Consider the following 20848-nt stretch of genomic DNA (forward strand, 5'->3'; position numbering starts at 1 on the left):
GCGAAGGCAGGACCCCGTGCTGACCGTCGATTTCTCCCGGTTCCCGCTCGCCGCAGGCGACCGCGTACTCGACCTGGGCTGCGGCGCAGGCCGGCACGCCTTCGAGTGCTACCGGCGCGGCGCCCAGGTGGTCGCCGTCGACCGCAACGGCGAGGAGATCCGCGAGGTCGCCAAGTGGTTCGCCGCCATGAAGGAGGCCGGTGAGGCCCCGGCCGGGGCCACCGCCACCGCCATGGAGGGCGACGCCCTCGCGCTGCCCTTCCCCGACGACTCCTTCGACGTCGTCATCATCTCCGAGGTGATGGAGCACATCCCCGACGACAAGGGCGTCCTCGCCGAGATGGTGCGCGTGCTCAAGCCCGGCGGCCGCATCGCCATCACCGTGCCGCGCTACGGCCCGGAGAAGATCTGCTGGGCGCTGTCCGACGCCTACCACGAGGTCGAGGGCGGCCACATCCGCATCTACAAGGCGGACGAGCTGCTCGGCAAGATGGAGGCCGCCGGCCTCAAGCCGTACGGCACCCACCACGCGCACGGCCTGCACTCCCCGTACTGGTGGCTCAAGTGCGCCTTCGGCGTGGACAACGACAAGGCGCTGCCGGTCAAGGCGTACCACAAGCTGCTGGTCTGGGACATCATGAAGAAGCCCCTGGCGACCCGCCTCGCGGAGCAGGCGCTCAACCCGGTCATAGGCAAGAGCTTCGTGGCGTACGCGACGAAGCCGCACCTCCCCGTGGACGCGGCCCAGTGACCTCACCCGGCCGTACCGTGCCCGAGGTGCCCCACCACCTGGTCCTCGACGGGGTCCTGACGGCCGAGGAGGCCGCGGCCACCGTCGCCGGGATCCTGGAGGCGCAGCGCGCCGACGGGGCGATCCCCTGGTTCCGGGGCCACCACCTCGACCCGTGGGACCACACCGAGGCCGCGATGGCCCTGGACGCGGCGGGCGAGCACGAAGCCGCGGAGCGCGCCTACGACTGGCTGGCGCGCCACCAGAACGAGGACGGCTCCTGGTACGCCGCCTACGCGGACCGCCCCGACGGGGTGGACACCGCCGCGCCGCAGGACGCGAGCCGCGAGTCCAACTTCGTGGCGTACATAGCCGTCGGCGTGTGGCACCACTACCTCGCCACCGGCGACGACCCCTTCCTGGACCGGATGTGGCCGGCGGTCTACGCGGCCGTCGAGTTCGTCCTGGGCCTCCAGCAGCCGGGCGGCGAGATCGGCTGGAAGCGGGAGTCCGACGGCAGCGCCGTCACCGACGCCTTGCTCACCGGCTCCTCCTCCATCCACCAGGCCCTGCGCTGCGCCCTGGCCATCGCCGACCACCGCGGTGATCCGCAGCCCGACTGGGAGCTGGCGACGGGCGCGCTCGCGCACGCGGTGCGCCACCATCCGGAGCGGTTCCTGGACAAGTCGCACTACTCGATGGACTGGTACTACCCGGTGCTCGGCGGCGCGCTGTCGGGGGCGGGGGCGAAGGCGCGGATCGAGGAGCGCTGGGAGGAGTTCGTCGTCCCGGACCTGGGGGTGCGGTGCGTGCTGCCGAACCCGTGGGTGACGGGCGGGGAGTCCTGCGAGCTGGCGCTCACGCTCTGGGTGATGGGCGAGTCGGACCGGGCGCTGGAGATCCTGCGCTCGATCGGGCACCTGCGCGACGGGAACGGCATGTACTGGACGGGCTACGTCTTCGACGACCGTGCGGTGTGGCCGGTGGAGCAGACGACCTGGACGGCGGGCTCGCTGCTGCTCGCGGTGGCGGCGCTGGGCGGGGACGAGGCCACGGGAGAGGTGTTCGGGGGTCTGGCGCTGCCGCGCGGCCTGGAACCGGACTGCTGCCGCTGACCGCCGCCCGCCCCGGGCCGCGCGAGACGGCGGTCCGGGGCGGGCGTGCGGGTCAGCGCCGGGCGAGGCGGCCGGCCACGGCGTGGCCGACGCATCCGTAGACGAGTGCGGCCAGCCCGTAGCCGACGACCACCTGCACCCAGGCGCGGTCGAAGGTGAACAGGTCGTAGGACCAGCCCGCGAGCCAGTCGGCGGCGTCGTGGACGAAGGAGACCAGGGTGTTGCCCTGGTTGGCGTCCAGCAGCCACAGCGCGATCCACAGCAGGATCAGCAGGGCGGCGGCGTCCGCCACCAGGACGATCGCCCTGGCCACCGGATGGCCGCCTCGGGCGGTCGAGCGGGCGTGTGCTCGGGTGTATGGGGACATGCCCCGCGTGTTGCCGCGCGGGCGCCGGCCAAACCCGAACGGGCCGCCCGAGTGGTGCGGCGGCCGGGGCGGGGTGAGGCTGCGGGGGACACCTCAGTCCCCGGAGGCAACCGTGCGCGTACCCACGCCCGTCCGATTCCGCCGAGCCGTCACCGCGGTGGTCCTGTCCACCGCGCTGCTGGCCGGTGCCACCGCCTGCGGCGGCGGCAGCGACCAGGCCCGGGGGGAGGAGATCTCCGCGGCCGCCGCCACGGAGCTGGCCGTCCTCGTGGCCGCCGAACCGGCGGCCGCCGAGCAGGACGAACTGGCCGCGGCCACCCCCTCGCCCAGTACCTCCGCCGAGCGGCAGAAGTTCGCGAAGACCCGCTTCGTGGCCAATGCCGGTCTGGCGGCCGGTGCGACGTACCAATGGATCATCAAGCCGTACCAGGCGGGCAAGTTCAAGAAGGGCGCCAAGGGCCGTACCTTCGCGCTGATCAAGGCGGGTCTCGCCGGTGCCTTCGCCTACAACCGGCTCAAGGCGGCGTCCGACAACGCCAAGGGCGACCCGCTGCTGTCGAAGGCCATGGTGCCGCTGACGGCGGGCATCGAGTCCCTCAAGGGGCTTGCCGGAAAGCTCCGCAAGGGCCAGGCCGGCGATGCGGACATCAGCTCCTTCCAGGACGTCATCAACGGGGTGAAGTCGGCGGGCCAGAGCGCGGGCGCCACGGTGACCGACCAGGTCCCGAGCCTCTCCCAGCTGGGCGGATAGCCGCTCCGCAGGCGACCGGGCACCCGCCCACCGGACTCCGGTGGGCGGGTTCCGGCCGTGGTGGCCTGTTTCAATGGGCGGTGTGATCGAGTTCCTGATGTTCGGCCTCGTGGCCGCCGCCGCGGGCCTGCTGCTGCGCCGCAAGCACCGCCAGAGGCAGGCGGCCGGCCCGCCCGCCGGGATCCCCTGCATGGCCCGCCGCCCCGCGGGCGAGGGCCGCTGGCGGCCCGGCCGGGTGCACGCGGACGGGGCGGGCCCCCGCTGGGAGCCCGCCCGGGGCCCGGCCGTCCCGCTGGCCGGCGCCCGCGCCGCCGCCGTCCGGGCGCCTTCCGTACGGGAGGGGCTCTCCATCAACCCCGGCTCGCGGATCGTGGCCTGCGCCGCCGCGGACGGCGGCCCGGACGTGGAGATCGCGGTGATGGCGCTGGACCTGCGCGAACTGCTGGACGCGCTGCCGCGGTAGGGGTCAGTCGAGGACGACGGTGTGCGAGGGCACGGAGTGGCCGCAGCGGGTGGCCTTCGTGAAGTCGCCGGTGGTCCAGGGGTTGCGCTTGACGTGTTCGAGCACGACCTGGCCGGTGTCCTGGCCGAAGACGCCGTCGATCTGCAGCTCACGGGTGGCCCAGGTGCGGTGGGAGAGCTCCTGGAGCTTCCTGACGCCGAGCTCGGTCTGGGGGCCGAACTTGCCGTCCTTCAGGAGGTGCAGGTTGGTGTAGGCGTTCACGAAGAACTGGACGCACTGGACCGACCGACCGACCGGCCGGGGTTGGGGTAGCCGTAGCCGACGTCGGGGATGCCGGGGTCGGCGACGCCGCCCTAGGAGTTCAGCTCCGCCAGCACCCGCAGGGTGTGCGGGTCGGGGGCGGTCACCAGGAGGTCGGTGACGGGTCCCTTGCGCCACAGTTCCAGCCGTTCCGCGATCCGTTCGCGCGGGCCGACCAGCGAGATCTCGTCGGCGAAGGCGTCCGGGACGGCGAGCACCGCCTCCTCGCGCCGCCCCGCGAGGAACAGCTCCTGGATGCGGCGGGCCTCCTCCTCGTAGCCCATGCGGGCCATGAGGTCGGCGTGGAAGTTGCGGGCGGCGTGGCCCATGCCCCCGATGTAGAAGCCGAGCATCGCTTTGACGGGGAGCAGCCCGGCGGCGACGTCCTCGCAGACCGCGGCGCGGGCCATCGGGGCGATCATGAACCCCTCGGGCAGGTCGGTCAGCGAGGCCCGGTAGGCGTCGGTGCGGATGGGTGACCAGTACAGGGGCAGCCAGCCGTCCGCGATCCGGGTGGTCTGGGCGATGTTCTTCGGCCCCTCCGCCCCCAGCAGCAGCGGCAGGTCCGCGCGCAGCGGGTGGGTGATGGGCTTGAGGGGTTTGCCGAGGCCGGTGCCGTCCTCGCCGCGGTACGGGTGGCGGTGGAAGCGGCCGTCGAGGGCGACGGGGGCCTCGCGGCGCAGCACCTGCCGGACGACGTCGACGTACTCCCGGGTCGCGGTGAGCGGGCTCGCGGGGAAGGGGCGCCCGTACCAGCCCTCCACCACCTGCGGTCCGGACAGGCCCAGGCCCAGCATCATCCGGCCGCCGGAGAGGTGGTCGAGGGTGAGGGCGTGCATGGCGGTGGCGGTGGGGGTGCGGGCGGCCATCTGGACGATGGCGGTGCCGAGGCGGATCCGCGAGGTGTGCGCGGCGATCCAGGTGAGGGGGGTGAAGGCGTCGGAGCCCCAGGCCTCGGCGGTCCACACCGAGTCGTAGCCGAGGCGTTCCGCCTCGGTGGCGAGGTCGAGGTGGGCCGGGCTGGGCCCGCGGCCCCAGTAGCCGAGTGCGAGTCCGAGGCGCATGGGGGGTCCCCTCCGAGAAGCCGTCGCCCGTATCTGACGCTACGTCAGGTGACTGTAGGGCACGCGGCCCCCGCCGGGAAGCCCGAAGGCCCCCGCCCGTGGGGGCGGGGGCCTTCGGCCGGGCGGGGTCAGCCCCGCTGGATGTTCGAGGTGTCGTTCAGGACGCCGCGGCGGCCGTCCTGGGTCTGGGCGATCAGGGACGACGGGCCCCGCTGGTCGACGGCCAGGTACCAGGTGCCCGGCGCGAGCTCCGCGATCGGGGCGGGGGAGCCGTCCTCGCCGAAGAGCGGACGGGCCTCCGGCACCGCGAACCAGAACGGCGCGAACGACGCCGCGGCCGGCTGCGGCTGCTGCTGCGCCGGCGGCTGCTGCCCCGCGTCCTGCGGGCCGGGCGCGGGCGCCGCGGGGCCGCCGCCGTAGGGCGGGACGGGCTGCGGGGTGGACCCGTACGGGCTCTGCTGCTGCGGGCCGCCCGGGTAGCCGTACCCGCTGCCCGGCTGCTGCGGGTGGCCGCCGTAGGGCGCGGGGGCGACGGGCCTGGCCTCCGGGACGAGCGGCCCCGCGAGCGCGGGGACCTTCGAACCGGCGACGGACACGCCCGCCAGGGCCAGCGTGGCCAGGAAGGCGATGATGCAGCCGGCCCCCAGGTCGACCCGGCTCGGGGTGGTGATCAGCGACCACAGGGAGTTCCAGGCGGCGGCCACGGCCAGCACCGTGCCCCAGGCGGTCAGCGGCAGACCGCCCAGCTTGCGGCCCTCGGGCTGGAAGCGCGCACCGAGCAGCAGGCCCGCGGCGACGAACCCGGTCAGGAAGATCGTCGGGAGGGCCAGCCCGTAGAAGTCCGTGTCCCACGCGCTCGGCATGTCCACGTTGGTGGCGGAGTAGAAGTCGAGGAGCGAGGCGATGAACAGCAGCACCGCTGCTCCGATCACCACGCCGTCGCCTCGTGTGAGGGAGCGGATGTTCACGTCTCTGATGTCCTTCTCGGTCTCGGTCGTCTCGCGGCGCCGCGGTCGCGTGGGTGGACCGGGGCTGGAGCGGGGGCGGCGGCACCATCGTACGGAGTCTCCCGCGGCCGAGAGGATCGGGGCGGAGGGACGCCCCGTCAGGGACTTCCCTCCGTGGGTCTACCCCCCGAGGAATCCGACGATGCCGTCCGCGATGCCCTGTGCCGCCTTCTGCCGCCACTCCGGACTCGTCAGCTGCGCCGCGTCCTTGCTGTCACGCATGTTGCCGCATTCGATGAACACCTTGGGCCGGGTCGACAGATTGAGACCGCCGAGATCGTCGCGGACGACCAATCCGGTTCCGGAACCGAGGTAGTTGGCGGGGGCCGAGCCGGTGGTCCGGGAGAAGTTGCTGCCGATGCGTTCGCCCAGCTGCCGGGAGGGGCCGACGATCGCCGCGGTGTCGGCGCCGCCCGCCTTGACCTTCGCCGGGAGGATGACGTGGTAGCCGCGGTTGCCCTGGGAGACCCCGTCCGCGTGGACGGACACGACGGCGTCGGCGCGGGCCTCGTTGCCGATCCGCGCGCGCTCGTCGATGCAGGGGCCCCAGGGGCGGGCGGTGCCCGCCTCGTGCGTGAGCACCACCTTCAGCCCGCGGCCCTCCAGGATGGTGCGCAGCCGCCGGGACACGTCCATGCTGAACTCGGCTTCCATGTAACCCGAGTTGGTGGTGGTGCCGGTGGTGTCGCATTCCTTGCGGTTGGTGCCGATGTCCACCTGGCGGTCGATCTCGTCGGTGTGCTGGAAGTTCCCGGTGTTGTGCCCGGGGTCGATCACGACCGTCTTGCCGGTGAGGGGCCCCTTGGCCGGAGCGGGCGCCGCCGCCGGGCCGGAGGCCGACGCGGACGCCGACGCGGAGGCCCCCGCCTGCGCGCCCGGGGACGCGCTGGACTTCGCGTCGGCCGCCGCCGCGTGCGAGGCCGGGTGCGGGGCGGGGCCGGGCCGCTGCCCTTCGGTCCCGGTCAGGGTCTGGGTCAGGACCCAGCCCGCGAGGACGGTCGGGGCGAGTACCGCGACCGCCACCGCGAGGGTGGAGCGGCGCGTGTACCAGCGCTGGTCGGGGCTGATGGAGTCGTGGGACTCGGGGGCCGGGGAGCTGTCGTCGTAGCGCACCTCGCGATGCTAGAACGCCCGACCGGCACCCGTACGGACCGTGCTCCATCCGGGGGCGTGGTGCGATCAGCCTTTTGTATGCCGAGGCCGCCGGGACCGCCGGGGCGCTCCCGGACCGGCCCGTGAGCCGCCGGACCGGTTCGTTACCGAACCACAACCCCGGGGCGCTTCCGTTATTGACATATATGTGATATTATCTCGAAAATTGCCGGTAGTGTCTCTGTGCATGACAAACAGTGGACAGCCGAGCCGGACGGCACTCATGGCGGCCGCGGCGCGCGCGGCGCACCTCCTCGTCGACGACGGCCCCTCGATCTTCGCCGACACTCTGGCGCACACCTTCCTGGGTCAGGACGCCGAGGAACTCCTCGGGTACCACCGGTCCTACGGCGGTCATCCCGTTCTGGCCGGCGCACGGACGACCGCCGTCACCCGCGACCGCTACACGGAGGACCGGCTGGCCGAGCTCGCCGACCGGGGCGTGGACCAGTACGTGATCCTCGGCGCCGGGCTGGACTCCTTCGCCTACCGGTCGGAACTCGCCGCCCGTGTCGCGGTGTTCGAGGTCGACCTGCCCGCCACCCAGGAGTGGAAGCGGGAACTGCTGGCCGCGACGGGGACCGAGGTGCCCCCGTCCGCGGCCTTGGTCCCCTTCGACTTCGAGCAGGAGCCCGCGCACGCGCTGGCCGGTCACCTCGTGAGGGCCGGCTTCGACCCGGGCCGGCCCGCCCTGGTCAGCTGGCTCGGGGTGACGATGTACCTCACCCGGGAGGCGGTCGGGCAGACGCTGGCCGCCATCGGCTGCTTCCCGCCCGGAACCGAACTCATCGTGGAGCACCTCCTGCCGGCCGGGCTGCGCGACGAGGCGGGGCAGTCGTACGCGGAGGCGGTCATGGCGGCGGCGGCCGAACAGGGCGAGCCCTGGCGGACGTTCCTGGGCGTCGAGGAGATGGACGCCCTCCTGCGCGAGCACCGGCTGAACCCGGTCGAGTACGTCCGGCAGCACGAGATCATGGACCCGGCGGGGCGGGAGCGCACCGACGCGCTCCGCCCGTTCGGCCTGTCCGTCCTCGCCCGGGCGGGCGTCCCCGCCCGCTAGATGTATTGATCACGAGCGTTGTTGACACTCGGTGGGTCTTGAACATGACGAAGACCTCCGGTGTGGTGGGAGCTGTCTAGGAACCCATTGCACAACGGAGGTCTTCGTGTCCCACCGTAATGCCCGGCTGACCGTCTTCGGTAGGCGCCTGCTGGTCGAGCGGGTCGCTTCGGGCCGCCCGGTCGCGCACGTGGCCGCCGAGATGGGCATATCTCGGGCCACCGCACACAAGTGGGTGCGCCGGTGGCGGGACGACGGCCCGGCCGGGTTGCACGACCGCTCCAGCCGACCTCGCACGACCCCGCACCGGACCTCGGCCGAGGTCGAAGCGAGGGTCTGCGACCTGCGGCGGGCCCGCAAGCTGGGCCCCGCCCGGATCGGCCCGGTCCTTGGCCTGCCCGCCTCGACCGTCCACCGAATCCTGACCCGGCACGGTCTGAACCGGCTCTCGTTCATGGACCGTCCCACCGGCACCCTGATCCGCCGCTACGAACGCGAGAAGCCCGGCGAGCTGATCCATGTCGATGTGAAGAAGCTCGGCCGGATCCCCGACGGCGGCGGCCACAAGGCCCTGGGCCGGCAGGCCGGCCGTGCCACCCGCAACGGGATGGGCTTCGACTACGTCCATTCCGCGGTCGACGACCACTCCCGCCTGGCCTACAGCGAGATCCACCCCGACGAGAAGGTCGCGACCTGCGCGGGGTTCCTCACCCGCGCGGCCGCGTTCTTCCACCACCACGGCATCACCCGCATCGAACGGGTCCTGACCGACAACGCCTGGGCCTACCGCAAGGGCCTGGCCTGGAAGACCGTCCTGGCCCACCTCGGCGCAAGCGGCAAACTCACCCGCGCCTACCGGCCCCAGACCAACGGCAAAGTCGAACGCTTCAACCGCACCCTGCTCGACGAATGGGCCTACCTGCGGCCCTACACCTCAAACGACGAGCGGACAGCAGCCCTGGCAGACTTCCTCCACACCTACAACCACCACCGCTGCCACACCGCCCTGGGCGGACACCCGCCCATCAGCCGCGTAAACAACCCTGCGGGTCAATACAGCTAGATGCCGTCGCCGGTGCGGCGCAGGACACGCAGGGAGTCCGTGACGGACACCTCCTCGAAGGCCCCCGAGGCCAGCGCCCGCAGGTAGATCCGGTACGGGGCCTGCCCGCCGTCGGCCGGGTCGGGGAACACGTCGTGGATCACCAGCGTCCCGCCCACCGCCAGGTGCGGGACCCAGCCCTCGTAGTCGCCCGTCGCGTGCTCGTCGGTGTGGCCGCCGTCGATGAACACGAACCCGAGCGGACCGCCCCAGGCCGCCGCGACCTGCGGCGAGCGGCCCACCAGGGCGATGACGTGCTCCTCCAGCCCCGCCCGGTGCAGGGTGCGGCGGAAGGCCGGGAGGGTGTCCATCAGACCGACCTCCGGGTCCACCACCGTCGGGTCGTGGTACTCCCAGCCCGGCTGCTGCTCCTCGCTGCCCCGGTGGTGGTCCACGGTGAGCGCGGGCACGCCCGCCTCGCGCGCGGCGTCGGCCAGCAGGATCGTCGAGCGCCCGCAGTACGTGCCGACCTCCAGCAGCGGCAGCCCGAGCCCGGCCGCGTCGGTGGCCGCCGCGTACAGCGCGAGGCCCTCGCCCACGGGCATGAACCCCTTGGCGGCCTCGAAGGCGGCCAGGGTCTGCGGCTTGGGGGTGGCCATGTCGTTCCTCCTGCTGAGCTGCGAGTGAATGCCGGGCCATGCTGCCTTACCGGCGGGTAGGGCGCTACGGGCGGGGCCGTCTCGGTCGCGTCAGCCGCCTCAGCGGCCGAAGAGCCGGGACAGGCCGCCGCCCAGGTCCGAGAACCGGTCCTCGCGCAGCGCCCGCCGGAAGTCGTCGCGGACCTCCGTCACCTCGCGCGTCAGCCAGTGGGTGTTGCCGGCCGTCAGGTGGAGCCGGTGCAGCAGCGCCTTCAGATGGGGGAGCGCACGCCCCGGCTCCCCCGCCTCACCGACGCTGCGCAGCACCCGGTACGCGGTCTCCGCGTCGCCCCGCTCCGCCATCGCCGCGAGGTCGGGGTACAGCCGCAGGTACAGGGGTACGGCGGTGACGAAGTCGCCGAGCAGCCAGGCGTCGTGCGCCAGCCGCCGCCGTACGTCGAGCAGCACCGGGCTGTCGGCGGGCAGCCGCCGCTCCAGGTCGGGCAGGAGCGGCGCCAGCCAGCCGCGCTCGGCGTGCGCCTGCGCGGCGGTCTCGGAGCCCCACCGTCCGTCGCGGGCCGCGTCACCGCGCTGGAGCGCCCCGGCCAGGTGGTAGCGGGCGGACAGCGTGACGGGGTCGTCGGCGCCCAGTACCCGGCCCGCCTGCTCGATGATCTCGCGCAGCTCGGCCTCGTGGCGGCGGCCGTCGCCCGGCCCGTAGGCCGCGGCCTCGCCGACGTGCGCGGCCCGCGCCGCGATGGTGTCGGGGTGCTCCAGGCCGAGGACCCGCACCATCCGCGGCAGGATGCGCTCCAGATCGGTGGGGGAGTGCCCGCGTACGGTCATCGCCCGGTGGTAGGAGGCCCGCACCGTCAGCGCGTCCTGCGCGCCCAGCTCCTCCGTCAGGTCGGCGACCAGCATGTCCAGCCGGACGACCCGGTCGGCCGGGGCGTCGTCGAGCACCTGCGTCAGCCGCCGCTCGAACATCGACCGGACGGGGTCTCCGGCGGCCGTGTGCACCGTCGGGGAGTACGAGGGCGGGGGCGGGAAGGACGCGACGGGGACGGCCGGGGCGGGAGGCGCGGCAGGGGCGGCCGGGGCGGCGCCCCGGGCGATCTCCGCGAGCCTGCCGCTCACCTCCCGGGCGTCGGCCGGCCGCTCGTGCGGGTCCTTCGCGAGCAGGGCCAGCACCAGGGCGTCCAGCGCGGCCGGGATCCCCTCGCGCAGCGAACCGGGCGCGGGCGGCGCGGTCGTCAGGTGCTGCGCGAGCAGCTCGTGCATCTCGCGGGCGGGGAACGGCCGCCGGCCGGTCAGCAGCTCCGTCAGCACGCAGCCGAGGGCGTACAGATCGGCCCGCCCGTCGACGGGCACCCCGTTCGCGCCGCCCGTCCAGCGTTCCGGCGCCATGTACGGGAAGGAACCGATGATCATCCCGGTGGCCGTCAGCTCCGTCCCGGGGGCGCTGGAGGACTTGGCGATCCCGAAGTCGAGGACCTTGACGACCCCGCTCTCGGTGACCATGACGTTGGCCGGCTTGACGTCCCGGTGGACGATCCCGGCGCCATGGGCGGCCCCGAGCGCGTCCGCGATCCGCGCGGCCCACTCCAGGGCGTCCGCCAGGTCCGGCACCCCGCTCTCCAGGACCTCGGCGAGGCTGCGGCCCTGGAGCAGCTCCATCACGAGGAACACGGCGTCGCGCCCGGCCCGTTCGGTGCGGCCGAAGTCGTGGATGGTGGCGATGTTGGGGTGCGCCAGGTTTCCGGCGAGGCTCGCCTCACGCTCGAACCGGCGCGTCTCCTCCGGGGTCTGCGGATATCCGATCTTCACCGCGACCCAGCGGCCCACCCGGGAGTCCTTGGCCCGCCAGACCTCGCCGAAGCCGCCCCGGCCGAGCAGTTCGTCGAGCTCGTAACGCCCTTCGATGATCTCCCGCACGCCCCTCGGCCCCCGTCGCCCCTTGATCGTCCACTCGCAGGGGCATTATCTCCGGGCGGGGCGAGGTCACCCGTCGCACTCGAACCACACCGTCTTCCCGGCCGACCGGGGCAGCACGCCCCAGCGGTCGGTGACCGCCTGCACCAGCCGCAGCCCCCGCCCGCCCTCGTCGAGCGGATCGCCGCCCGGCGTGAGGCGCGGGGCCGCGGGGCAGTTGTCGGTGACCTCCACCCGCAGCCCGCCCGGCCTGCGCTGGATCAGCACCGAGCAGCCCCGGTCGGGCACGTGCCGCACGACGTTGGCGACCAGCTCCGTCAGCGCGAGCTCGGCGCCGTCGGCCACCTTGTCGAGGCCCCAGCGGACGAGGAACCACCGGAGGATCCGCCGCATGTGCCCGGCGGAATGCTCACTGACGGTGAAGCCCATGCGGTAGGTACCGCCAATTTCCGTGCTGGGGTACCCAGTTGCGTGATTCATGCCATCAGGTTGGAGTCGTGTGGTTACGCTCGGCTACAGACCGAACTGAACGCCGCACGGCGTGAACTTGGGGGTGACCGCCTCATGGTCAACATCCGCAATCTCGACCCCAGCGCCTCGCCGCTGGACTACTACGGCTCCGAACTGCGCCGCCTGCGCGAGGAGGTCGATCTGACGCAGGAGGACCTGGGCGGCATCATCTTCTGCACGGGATCCCTGATCGGGCAGATCGAGACGGCCCGGAAGGTTCCGACGCGGGACTTCTCGGAGCGGATCGACGCGGCGCTGGGGACGGACGGGCTGTTCTCGCGGCTGGTGGGGCTGGTGTTGAGGAGCCAGCTGCCGACGTGGTTCCAGGCGTACGCGGAGATGGAGGCGAAGGCCTCCTACATCTCGTCCTTCCAGGCGCAACTGGTGGACGGGCTGCTGCAGACGGAAGGGTACGCGCGGGCGGTGCTGGGAGTGCGGACCGAGGAGGGCTTGGACGCCAAGGTGGCCGCCCGAATCGAGCGGCAGCGGATCCTGGACCGAGAGAACCCGCCACTGATGTGGGTGGTGATGAGCGAGACCGTGCTGCATCAAGAGGTCGGCGGGGAAGAGGTCATGCGGAATCAACTCGCCCACTTGTTGGCCCTACGGAGGCGGGAGTGGGTCAAGGTGCAGATCCTGCCGTTCGAGGCGGGATCCCACGCCGGGCAGTTGGGGTCGTTCAACATCCTGCGGTTCGACGACGACCCGGACATTGCCTATACGGAGGACTTCATTCAGGGCCACATGACGGCCAATCCGCAAGCTCTCAGGGAGGGTTGTCTCCGTTACGATCACCTTCAGGCCGCCGCCCTCTCTGTGGAGGACTCGGCGGCACGGATCGCCCGCGTAATGGAGGAACGCTATGGACACCAGCCAGAACCTGACGGGCGCACAGTGGCGTAAGTCCTCGTACAGCGGTGACACCGGCGGCCAGTGTGTTGAGTGCGCCCCGCTCGGCACGGCTGCTTGGCGTAAGTCCTCGTACAGCGGCGACACCGGCGGCGAGTGCGTCGAGATTGCCGCCCAGCCCCGTCTCGTCGCTGTCCGGGATTCCAAGAACCCCGAAGGCCCCGCCTTCACCGTCAGCCCCTCCGCGTTCGCGGTGTTCGTGCGCGGGCTCTGAAAGGACCGGGTCCGGCGCGCATGCAGGCATGGGATGGGGCCGGGCCCACGCACGTGGGGCCGTTCCGGGTCGTCGGGGTGCTCGGGCGGGGCGGGATGGGCCGGGTGCTGCTGGCCGTGGGGCCCGACGGGCAGTTCGCGGCGGTCAAGCAGGTGCACGCCGAGCTCGCCCGGGACGAAGGGTTCCGGGCCCGTTTCCGGCGTGAGGTCGAGGCCTCCGGCAAGGTCTCCGGGACCCACACCGCCCCGGTGATCGACGCGGACCCGGAAGCGGAGACGCCCTGGCTGGCCTCCCGCTTCGTTGCCGGGCCCGCCCTGAGCCGGGCCCTGGACGTCGGCGGGCCACTGCCGGAGCCCGCGGTGCGGCGGCTGGCGGTCGGGCTGGCGCACGCGCTGGCCGACGTCCACGGGGCCGGCCTGATCCACCGCGACCTCAAACCGTCGAACGTGCTGCTCGCCGAGGACGGCGTCCGGGTCATCGACTTCGGCATCGTGCGGGCCGTCGGGGACCAGACCCGCATCACGCACACCGGCATGCTGATCGGCTCGCCCTCGTTCATGTCGCCGGAGCAGGCCCTGGGGCAGGAACTCACCCCGGCCAGCGACGTGTTCTCGCTCGGCGCCACCCTCGTCGCGGCCTGCACCGGGAGGGTGCCGTTCGGCGGCGGGGGCGCGGTGCCCAAGGTGCTGCTCGACGTGGTGCATGCGGAGCCCGACCTGGACGGGGTGCCGGCGGCCCTGCGCGGGATCGTGGAGCGGTGCCTCGCGAAGGACCCCGCCGCGCGGCCCGCGCCGTGGGAACTGCTCGATCTGCTCGGGCGGGTCCCGTCGGCGGGGGCGGCCTGGCCCGAGCCGGTGTTGCGGCTGATCGCCGAGCAGCGGGCGGAGATCGCCGGGCTGGTGACCGTACCGGTCCCGCCTCCCGTTCCCGCGCCGGATCCCGATCCGCCGGTCGATCCGCCGCCCGTGGCTCGGCGCCGGTGGAACCCGTACCTGGTCGCGGCGGTCGTCGCGGTCGTCGTGGCCGCCGCCACCGGACTGACCGCCGCCGGGCGGCACTTCGTCTGGCTCGCGTACAGCTCCGCCGTGCCGGAGAGCGTGCCGACGCCCGGCGGGACCCCGCTCGGGCAGGTGGCCGACAAGTACCGGCCGCAGCGGATGACCTGCGAGCAGCTCTGGTCCGGGATGACCGTACCGGCCGTGCTCGGGAAGCCGACGGGCCAGGGCCTGGCGGAGCACAACGGCGGTTGGGCGGGCCCGGGCAACGTCTGCGTCTGGCGGACCGGTGGCGGTGACGAGGTCCTCGTCTCCTGGCGGGTCTTCGTCTCCCGGTCCGGCGGGAAGACCGGCGCCGAGCAGGCGAAGAGCGCGTACGAGGACGGCTACCGGCGCGGCGAGACCCGACGCGACGGCTCCCTCGGCTTCGCCGAGGAGGGGCTGTGGCGGCAGAAGGGGAGGGGCGCCGGCGAGAACTGCGTCCTGACCGCGCGGGACGTCAACCAGGTGGTGTCCGTGTCGGTGAGCGGCGCCGACTATCCCCCGGGCCGGTGCGAGGCCCTCACCAGGAAGTTCGGCAAGAACGCCATGGAGGCGATCCCCCGGTGACGAGGCCGCCGCCGGGGATCCGGATGGGGCGGCCGGGCCGGTCGCGGCGGACAGCGCCGGGGCCCGGGGGCCGTCTCCCGCCCCGGACGCTCAGGGGCGACCTGCCCTGCTCGCGGTGATCCACGGCGAACCGCCACCGCTCCGGCGTGCGGTACAGGACGAGCGTCTTCGGGGTCCCGATCCTGCGCCAGTGCGGCGGCCTCGTGTTCTCCATGGGGGAAGTCTCCGGGCGGCCGGGCTAGCCGTCGTCGCCGCCGTTGTTCCCGCCCCCGCCGAGCCGGCGGCGGCGCTTCGCGGAGCGGCGCAGCAGCTCGCCCGCGCCCAGGGTCACGGCCGCCACGGCGCGGGCCCAGCGCGGGCCGCCTCGCTGGGCCCACACCACGCAGGCGCAGCCGCCGAGAGCGAGTGCCAGTACGACGAGCAGTACCGGTACGGTCATGTTCCCCACCTCCGTGTTCCTGGCCTTCCCCGGATTCTGTCAGGCCCGGCCCCCACCCTCGACCGCCCTTGCCTTCATCCTGCAATCAACCGCCTCTATCCTGTGGCGTGTTCGACCGGCCGGACGGCCGGGTCGGGCGATCACAGGGGATCACCGGGGGGCGGTCGCGATGAGCAGTGCGTTAAGTGACGACGACAACGTCGACGGGGGCATCAAGCCGCTCGCGGCCGGGGACCCGAGCCGGATCGGGCCGTACCTGCTGCTCGGGCGCCTCGGCGCCGGGGGCATGGGGCGGGTGTACCTGGCCCGGTCCGAGGGCGGGCGTACGGTCGCGGTGAAGGTGGTGCACGAGGAGCACGTCTCGAACGCGCAGTTCCGGGCCCGCTTCCGGCGGGAGATCGACGCGGCCCGGCGGGTCGGCGAGCGGTACACCGCGCCCGTCCTGGAGGCGGACCCGGACGCGGAGCGGCCCTGGGTGGCCACGGGGTACGTGCCGGGGCTCTCGCTGGAGCAGATCGTGCGGCGTTACGGGCCGCTGCCCGTGGACTCCGTGCACGCCCTCGCCGACGGGCTGCTGCGGGCGCTGGAGGACATCCACTCGGCGGGGATCGTGCACCGCGACCTCAAGCCGTCGAACGTGATGCTGACCGTCGAGGGCACCCGCGTCATCGACTTCGGCATCTCGCGCGCCCTGGAAACCTCCGTCGAGTCGCTGCTGACCAGTACCGGCATGGCCATCGGTTCGCCCGGATTCATGTCGCCCGAGCAGGTCCGGGGGCAGCGGGCCGGGGCCAAGAGCGACGTCTTCACCCTCGGCTGCGTGCTGCTGTACGCGGCCACGGGCAGGCTGCCCTTCGGGCACGGGGCCAGCAACCAGCACGCCGTGATGTTCCAGATCGTGGAGGGCGAGCCCGCGCTGGAGGCGGTCGAGGACGAGGCGCTGCGCGCCTTCATCGGGCGCTGCCTGGTCAAGGGCGTGGACGAGCGGCCCGGGGTGGACGAGCTGCTGGCGGATCCGGAGCGGGTCCGTCCGGCGAAGCGGGGCGGGGCGTGCCTGCCGCCCAAGGTGGTGGCGCGGCTCGCGCAGCAGGCGGCGCAACTGCTGGACGCGGAGGCGGCGCCGCCGGCGAGGGAGGAGGCCGTGCCCATCGACCGGGCGACGGTCGACCTGCGGAAGAAGGACGCGGCCGACGGGCCTCCGGTGGGGCCGGTGGTGGGGCCGGTGGCCGGGGGCACGGCTCCCGAGGGGGAGCGGCGGCGGGAGCGGCGGCGGTGGACGGTCGCGGTGCCGGTCGTCCTCGTGTTCGCGGTGGGCGGCGGCACGGTGGCACTGATCCAGCCCTTCGGCAGTGACGGTGGGGACGCCGCGAAGGCGTCGCCGCCGGCCGCGAGCGCTCCCGCGGATCCCGGCGGGGTGGCCGGGTCCCCGGCCGGGGCGAGCGGGTCGCCGACGCCGGGTGCGTCCGGGTCCGCGGGGCCCTCCGTCCCGGGACAGCCGCCGGGGCAGACACCGGGGCAGGTCGGCGGGGCCGTCCCGGGCGGCGCGCAGGGTGGCGCGGCCGCGCAGGGCGGTGCGGCGCAGGGTGGCGCGGCGCAGGGTGGTGCCGCGCCGGGTGGCGGCGCGGGGAACCCGGGCGGGGCCGGGGGTACGGGCGCCGATCCGACCAAGGGTTCCGGTGCGGCGGCCGGCGGCGGCGCCGCGGGTGGTGCCCAGGGCGGCGCCTCGGGCTCGCAGCCGGGCGGCTCCGGGTCGCCGAGCGGCGGGGGCTCCTCCGACGACGGGCCGGTGCCCGCGTACTTCGTGGGGTCCTGGCGCTACGGGGCCGGCTTCAACATCGGGCAGCCGGACACGGTGACCGTGGCGAAGTCCGGGGCGGTGCGGATGATCGCCGACACCCAGATGGGGCACTGCGAGTACACGGCCAGGGTGTCCTCGGCGGGCAACGGCGGCGCCCGGATCAACGTCAGCACGGCGACGGTGGACCAGGGCCGGTCCGACAACCAGTTCTGCGGGAACCTGGACCCGTCCTTCTTCACCCGCAGCGACCCGAGCGGCATCCAGCACAACGTGGGCCCCGCGCACGGGGACGGGTACTACTACGGGCGCTCCTGATCCCGGTCCCGCGCGACGCCCGGGATGTGAGAACACGTTTCATTTCTGACCTTCCGTCAGAATGGAACGTGTTCTACTCTGCCGCGCATGGGCATCGGAATCACACAGGAACAGCGGGAGTTGGCCGACGCGATGCGCGGCTGGGTGGCGCGCGCGGTGCCGCCCGAGGAAGTGCGCAAGCTGCTCGACACCGCCCCGCGGGCCGGTGAGCGGCCCGGCTACTGGGACGCGCTCGTCGCATCCGGGCTGCACGCACCGCACCTGGACGGCGGCACCCTCCTCGACCTCGCCGTCGTGATCGAGGAGGCCGCGCGCGGGGCGCTGCCCGGGCCGTTCCTGCCGAGCGCGCTGGCGTCCGTACTCCTGCGGCGGGCCGGGGCCGAGCCGCTGGAGGGGCGGGTCGGGGCCGTGGCGCTGGGGCCCGGCACGCTGACCGCCGCGGCCGTCGAGGGCGGCGGTCACCTGCTCGACGGGACCGCGCCGCCGGTGCTCGGGGCGGGCGAGGCCGACCTGGTGGTGCTGGCCGCCGAAGCGGCGCACGGCACGCTGTGGTTCGCGGTGGACGCCGCCGCGCTGGACGTCCGCACCCACGAGAGCGCCGACCCGACCCGGCCCACCGCCGAGGTGCGGGCGCGCGGGGTCGCCGTACCGCCCGGGCGGCTGCTGGCGCTGGACGCGGCCCTGGTGCGGGACGCGGCCTGCGCGCTCTTCGCCGCCGATGCCTGCGGCACCGCCGCCTGGGCGCTGCACACCGCAGCCGAGTACGCCAAGGTGCGCGAGCAGTTCGGCCGGCCCATCGGACGGTTCCAGGGGATCAAGCACCTGTGCGCCGACATGCTGGTGCGCCTGGAGCAGGCCCGCGCGCTGGCCTGGGACGCGGCCCAGGCGCTGGACGAGGACCCCGACGTACGCTCGCTCGCCGCGGCGCTGGCCGCCGGGACGGCCCTGGACGCGGCCTACTCCTGCGCCAAGGACTGCATCCAGGTCCTCGGCGGGATCGGCTTCACCTGGGAGCACGACGCCCACGTCTACCTGCGCCGCGCGCTGGTCGCCCGCCAGCTCCTCGGCTCGGGCGACGGCCACCGGGTGCGGGCCGTGCGGCTCGCGGCCGACGGCGCGCGGCGCGAACTGCGCCTGGAACTCCCGGCGGAGGCCGAGACCCACCGGGAGCGGGCCCGCACCGCCATCGCGGAGGCGCGCGGCCTCGACCCGGCCGCCGCCCGCCGGGTACTGGCCCCCACCGGCTACGCGGCCCCCTACCTGCCCCCGCCCTACGGGCTCGGGGCGGGCCCGGTCGAGCAGCTCGTCGTCCAGCAGGAGCTGAAGGAGGCCGGGGTCAAGGTCGCCGACCTCGGGATCGCCACCTGGGTGGTGCCCTCGCTGCTGGCCTACGGGACGCCCGAGCAGCGCGAGCGGTACCTGCTGCCGACCCTGCGCGGGGACGTCACCTGGTGCCAGCTCTTCTCCGAGCCGGGCGCCGGCTCCGACCTCGCCTCGCTGCGGACGAAGGCGGAGCGAGGCGAGGACGGCACCTGGAAGGTCAACGGACAGAAGGTGTGGACGAGTTCCGCGCACACCGCCGACTTCGGGATCCTGCTCGCCCGGACCGACCCGCGGGCGCCCAAGCACAAGGGGCTCGGGTACTTCGTCGTCGACATGAAGCGGGCGCGCGGGATCGACGTGCGCCCGCTCAAGGAGATCACCGGCGAGGCCCTCTTCAACGAGGTGTATTTCGACGACGTCGAGCTGCCCGCCGACGCGCTGGTCGGCGCGGCCGACGGCGGCTGGAAGGTCGCCCGCAACACCCTCGGCAACGAACGCGTCCACATGGCCGACCAGATGACCTTCGACACCGGCCTGGAGGCGCTCCTCGCCCGCGCCGCCGGCCTCGACGGCTCCTACCGGGCCCGGATCGGAGCCCTGGCCGCCGAGGCGCACGCCCTCGCCTGCATCGGCCTGCGCACCACCCTCCAGCAGGTGTCCGGGCTGGAGCCCGGCGCGGGCGCCTCCGTACGCAAACTCGTCCAGACCCCCCACCAGCAGCGGACCGCCGAGCTCGCGCTCGAACTGCTGGGCCCGGCGGGCGCGGTGCGGGAGGGGGCGGGGGAGCGGGCCGTGCACGGCGTGCTCATGTCCCGCTGCCTGACCATCGCCGGGGGCACCACACAGGTCCAGCTCAACGTCGTCGCCGAGCGCATCCTCGGCCTCCCGCGGGACTGAAGGGGAAGGGAAGGCACCACATGAAGGCTTACATCGTCGGCGTCGGCATGACGAAGTTCGAGAAGCCGGAATCGCGCGACTGGCAGTACTGGGACATGGTGCGGGAGGCGGGCGCGGCGGCGCTGGCCGACGCGGGCGTGGACTACGGGCTCGTCGAGCAGGTGCCCGTCGGCTACTGCTTCCAGGCCTCCGCCGCGGGCCAGCGGGCCGCGTACGAACTGGGCCTGACCGGAGTGCCCGTCTACAACGTCAACAACAACTGCGCCACCGGCTCCACGGCCCTGATGATGGCCCGCCAGTTCGTGCAGGGCGGGATCAGCGACTGCGTCCTCGCACTCGGCTTCGAGAAGATGAAGCGCGGAGCGCTGGGCGGCGGCGCCGACGGCGGCGACTTCAAGACGAGCCCGGTCGCCCGGCACTACGGGATCATGGCCGCCGGCCACGGCTTCGAGATGTCCCCGCCCACCGCGCAGATCTTCGGGAACGCCGCCCGCGAGCACATGGAGCGCTACGGGACCACGGCAGCCCAGCTCGCGATGGTGGGCGCCAAGAACCACCGGCACTCCGCGGACAACCCGAACGCCCAGTTCCAGGACGTGTACACGGTGGAGGAGATCCTCGCCGCGAAGACCATCCACGACCCGCTGACCAAACTCCAGTGCTCGCCCACCTCGGACGGCGCGGCGGCCGCCCTGGTCGTCTCGGAGCGGTTCGTCGTCCGGCACGGGCTGCACGACAAGGCGGTGGAGATCGTCGCCCAGGCCATGACCACCGACACCGCGGACAGCTTCGGCGGCTCCTGCATCGACGTCGTCGGCAAGCCCATGACGGCCGCCGCGGCCCGGCAGGTCTACGAGGCCTCCGGCCTGGGCATCGAGGACGTCGACGTCATCGAGCTGCACGACTGCTTCTCCGTCAACGAACTCCTCACCTACGAGGCGCTCGGCATGTGCGCCGACGGGGCCTCGGGCGCGCTCGTCGAGAGCGGCGCCACCACCTACGGCGGCCGCTGGGTCGTCAACCCGTCGGGCGGCCTGATCTCCAAGGGACACCCGCTGGGCGCCACGGGCCTGGCGCAGGCCGCCGAACTGGTCTGGCAGCTGCGCGGCGAGGCCGGAGCCCGGCAGGTCCCCGGAGCCGGGGTCGGGCTGGCGCACAACATCGGGCTGGGCGGCGCGGCGGTGGTCACCCTGCTGCGCCGCTGACGGGACCGGCCCG

General features: G+C 73.6%; 21 protein-coding genes. 12 read left to right on the top strand and 9 right to left on the bottom strand.

Annotated features, from left to right (window positions below):
* The first annotated feature begins 16 nt into the window (after window positions 1-16).
* Complete coding sequence (locus SLAV_RS25580) at window positions 17-751, top strand: class I SAM-dependent methyltransferase (RefSeq protein ID WP_030241438.1); 735 nt, start codon at window positions 17-19, stop codon at window positions 749-751.
* The gene (locus SLAV_RS25585) at window positions 748-1845 is read left to right on the top strand and encodes a prenyltransferase/squalene oxidase repeat-containing protein (RefSeq protein ID WP_051841530.1); all 1098 of its coding nucleotides are present in this window, start codon (window positions 748-750) and stop codon (window positions 1843-1845) included. The genes SLAV_RS25580 and SLAV_RS25585 overlap by 4 nt, the downstream gene beginning before the upstream one ends.
* A gap of 52 nt (window positions 1846-1897) precedes the next feature.
* On the opposite strand, the gene SLAV_RS25590 is transcribed toward SLAV_RS25585, so the two are convergent.
* On the bottom strand, window positions 1898-2212 hold the full coding sequence (locus tag SLAV_RS25590; RefSeq protein WP_030241433.1) for a hypothetical protein: 315 nt from the start codon (window positions 2210-2212) through the stop codon (window positions 1898-1900).
* A gap of 112 nt (window positions 2213-2324) precedes the next feature.
* Between SLAV_RS25590 and SLAV_RS25595 the strand changes: the two genes are divergently transcribed.
* Window positions 2325-2963 carry a hypothetical protein gene (locus SLAV_RS25595; RefSeq protein WP_030241431.1) on the top strand — a complete coding sequence of 213 codons (639 nt, stop codon included), beginning with the start codon at window positions 2325-2327 and terminating at the stop codon, window positions 2961-2963.
* An 82-nt stretch (window positions 2964-3045) separates the two neighbouring features.
* Window positions 3046-3426, top strand: coding sequence for a hypothetical protein (locus SLAV_RS25600; RefSeq protein WP_158741008.1), 381 nt, complete (start codon window positions 3046-3048; stop codon window positions 3424-3426).
* Between the two features lie 3 nt (window positions 3427-3429).
* Here SLAV_RS25600 and SLAV_RS25605 read toward each other — a convergent pair whose 3' ends face one another.
* The 4 genes from SLAV_RS25605 to SLAV_RS25620 all read right to left on the bottom strand — a co-directional run bounded on the left by SLAV_RS25605 (window position 3430) and on the right by SLAV_RS25620 (window position 6910).
* Entirely contained in the window at window positions 3430-3687 is a 258-nt protein-coding gene (locus tag SLAV_RS25605) for a peptidoglycan-binding domain-containing protein (RefSeq protein WP_030241426.1), read from the bottom strand.
* A gap of 92 nt (window positions 3688-3779) precedes the next feature.
* Window positions 3780-4790, bottom strand: coding sequence for an LLM class F420-dependent oxidoreductase (locus SLAV_RS25610; protein WP_030241423.1), 1011 nt, complete (start codon window positions 4788-4790; stop codon window positions 3780-3782).
* A gap of 128 nt (window positions 4791-4918) precedes the next feature.
* On the bottom strand, window positions 4919-5758 hold the full coding sequence (locus SLAV_RS25615; protein WP_030241420.1) for a DUF5336 domain-containing protein: 840 nt from the start codon (window positions 5756-5758) through the stop codon (window positions 4919-4921).
* Between the two features lie 159 nt (window positions 5759-5917).
* Window positions 5918-6910, bottom strand: a complete 993-nt coding sequence (locus SLAV_RS25620; protein ID WP_030241417.1) for an N-acetylmuramoyl-L-alanine amidase — start codon at window positions 6908-6910, stop codon at window positions 5918-5920.
* A gap of 226 nt (window positions 6911-7136) precedes the next feature.
* Here SLAV_RS25620 and SLAV_RS25625 point away from each other — a divergent pair, with 226 nt between their 5' ends.
* Window positions 7137-8009 (top strand): class I SAM-dependent methyltransferase, encoded by an 873-nt coding sequence (locus SLAV_RS25625; RefSeq protein WP_234333962.1) that lies wholly within the window; start codon window positions 7137-7139, stop codon window positions 8007-8009.
* A 106-nt stretch (window positions 8010-8115) separates the two neighbouring features.
* Window positions 8116-9072, top strand: coding sequence for an IS481 family transposase (locus SLAV_RS25630; protein WP_100660760.1), 957 nt, complete (start codon window positions 8116-8118; stop codon window positions 9070-9072).
* On the opposite strand, the gene SLAV_RS25635 is transcribed toward SLAV_RS25630, so the two are convergent.
* The 3 genes from SLAV_RS25635 to SLAV_RS25645 form a co-directional block, all read right to left on the bottom strand.
* Window positions 9069-9710 (bottom strand): class I SAM-dependent methyltransferase, encoded by a 642-nt coding sequence (locus tag SLAV_RS25635; protein WP_030238481.1) that lies wholly within the window; start codon window positions 9708-9710, stop codon window positions 9069-9071. The genes SLAV_RS25630 and SLAV_RS25635 overlap by 4 nt on opposite strands.
* Window positions 9711-9809: 99 nt before the next feature.
* Window positions 9810-11624: a serine/threonine-protein kinase gene (locus SLAV_RS25640; protein WP_051841351.1), complete on the bottom strand. Its 1815-nt coding sequence runs from the start codon at window positions 11622-11624 to the stop codon at window positions 9810-9812.
* 66 nt (window positions 11625-11690) lie between these two features.
* On the bottom strand, window positions 11691-12101 hold the full coding sequence (locus SLAV_RS25645) for an ATP-binding protein (RefSeq protein ID WP_037688485.1): 411 nt from the start codon (window positions 12099-12101) through the stop codon (window positions 11691-11693).
* Window positions 12102-12185: 84 nt separating this feature from the next.
* Between SLAV_RS25645 and SLAV_RS25650 the strand changes: the two genes are divergently transcribed.
* The 3 genes from SLAV_RS25650 to SLAV_RS25660 are packed head-to-tail and all read left to right on the top strand — an operon-like array spanning window position 12186 to window position 14858.
* Window positions 12186-13034 (top strand): helix-turn-helix domain-containing protein, encoded by an 849-nt coding sequence (locus tag SLAV_RS25650; protein ID WP_030238489.1) that lies wholly within the window; start codon window positions 12186-12188, stop codon window positions 13032-13034.
* On the top strand, window positions 12994-13254 hold the full coding sequence (locus SLAV_RS25655; protein WP_078950605.1) for a DUF397 domain-containing protein: 261 nt from the start codon (window positions 12994-12996) through the stop codon (window positions 13252-13254). Before SLAV_RS25650 ends, SLAV_RS25655 begins: the two co-directional genes overlap by 41 nt.
* Before the next feature lie 20 nt (window positions 13255-13274).
* Window positions 13275-14858, top strand: coding sequence for a serine/threonine-protein kinase (locus SLAV_RS25660; protein ID WP_051841352.1), 1584 nt, complete (start codon window positions 13275-13277; stop codon window positions 14856-14858).
* Window positions 14859-15096: 238 nt separating this feature from the next.
* Here SLAV_RS25660 and SLAV_RS25665 read toward each other — a convergent pair whose 3' ends face one another.
* Window positions 15097-15297, bottom strand: coding sequence for a hypothetical protein (locus SLAV_RS25665; RefSeq protein ID WP_030238504.1), 201 nt, complete (start codon window positions 15295-15297; stop codon window positions 15097-15099).
* Between the two features lie 169 nt (window positions 15298-15466).
* Between SLAV_RS25665 and SLAV_RS25670 the strand changes: the two genes are divergently transcribed.
* The 3 genes from SLAV_RS25670 (at window position 15467) to SLAV_RS25680 (ending at window position 20835) form a co-directional block, all read left to right on the top strand.
* Window positions 15467-17410 carry a serine/threonine-protein kinase gene (locus SLAV_RS25670; protein ID WP_030238507.1) on the top strand — a complete coding sequence of 648 codons (1944 nt, stop codon included), beginning with the start codon at window positions 15467-15469 and terminating at the stop codon, window positions 17408-17410.
* A gap of 87 nt (window positions 17411-17497) precedes the next feature.
* Window positions 17498-19630, top strand: a complete 2133-nt coding sequence (locus SLAV_RS25675; RefSeq protein ID WP_030238509.1) for an acyl-CoA dehydrogenase family protein — start codon at window positions 17498-17500, stop codon at window positions 19628-19630.
* A gap of 20 nt (window positions 19631-19650) precedes the next feature.
* Complete coding sequence (locus tag SLAV_RS25680) at window positions 19651-20835, top strand: thiolase C-terminal domain-containing protein (RefSeq protein WP_030238511.1); 1185 nt, start codon at window positions 19651-19653, stop codon at window positions 20833-20835.
* Window positions 20836-20848 lie beyond the last annotated feature (13 nt).

This window comes from Streptomyces lavendulae subsp. lavendulae (genome assembly GCF_002803845.1).
Lineage (GTDB): Bacteria > Actinomycetota > Actinomycetes > Streptomycetales > Streptomycetaceae > Streptomyces > Streptomyces lavendulae.

Excerpts from the sequence above, each read along its gene's own strand:
- SLAV_RS25655 (WP_078950605.1), top strand. The coding sequence starts at position 12,994 with ATGGACACCAGCCAGAACCTGACGGGCGCACAGTGGCGTAAGTCCTCG.
- SLAV_RS25670 (WP_030238507.1), top strand. The coding sequence starts at position 15,467 with ATGAGCAGTGCGTTAAGTGACGACGACAACGTCGACGGGGGCATCAAG.
- SLAV_RS25590 (WP_030241433.1), bottom strand. The coding sequence starts at position 2,212 with ATGTCCCCATACACCCGAGCACACGCCCGCTCGACCGCCCGAGGCGGC.
- SLAV_RS25625 (WP_234333962.1), top strand. The coding sequence starts at position 7,137 with ATGACAAACAGTGGACAGCCGAGCCGGACGGCACTCATGGCGGCCGCG.
- SLAV_RS25645 (WP_037688485.1), bottom strand. The coding sequence starts at position 12,101 with ATGAATCACGCAACTGGGTACCCCAGCACGGAAATTGGCGGTACCTAC.
- SLAV_RS25635 (WP_030238481.1), bottom strand. The coding sequence starts at position 9,710 with ATGGCCACCCCCAAGCCGCAGACCCTGGCCGCCTTCGAGGCCGCCAAG.
- SLAV_RS25610 (WP_030241423.1), bottom strand. The coding sequence starts at position 4,790 with ATGCGCCTCGGACTCGCACTCGGCTACTGGGGCCGCGGGCCCAGCCCG.
- SLAV_RS25660 (WP_051841352.1), top strand. The coding sequence starts at position 13,275 with ATGCAGGCATGGGATGGGGCCGGGCCCACGCACGTGGGGCCGTTCCGG.
- SLAV_RS25675 (WP_030238509.1), top strand. The coding sequence starts at position 17,498 with ATGGGCATCGGAATCACACAGGAACAGCGGGAGTTGGCCGACGCGATG.
- SLAV_RS25650 (WP_030238489.1), top strand. The coding sequence starts at position 12,186 with ATGGTCAACATCCGCAATCTCGACCCCAGCGCCTCGCCGCTGGACTAC.
- SLAV_RS25665 (WP_030238504.1), bottom strand. The coding sequence starts at position 15,297 with ATGACCGTACCGGTACTGCTCGTCGTACTGGCACTCGCTCTCGGCGGC.
- SLAV_RS25680 (WP_030238511.1), top strand. The coding sequence starts at position 19,651 with ATGAAGGCTTACATCGTCGGCGTCGGCATGACGAAGTTCGAGAAGCCG.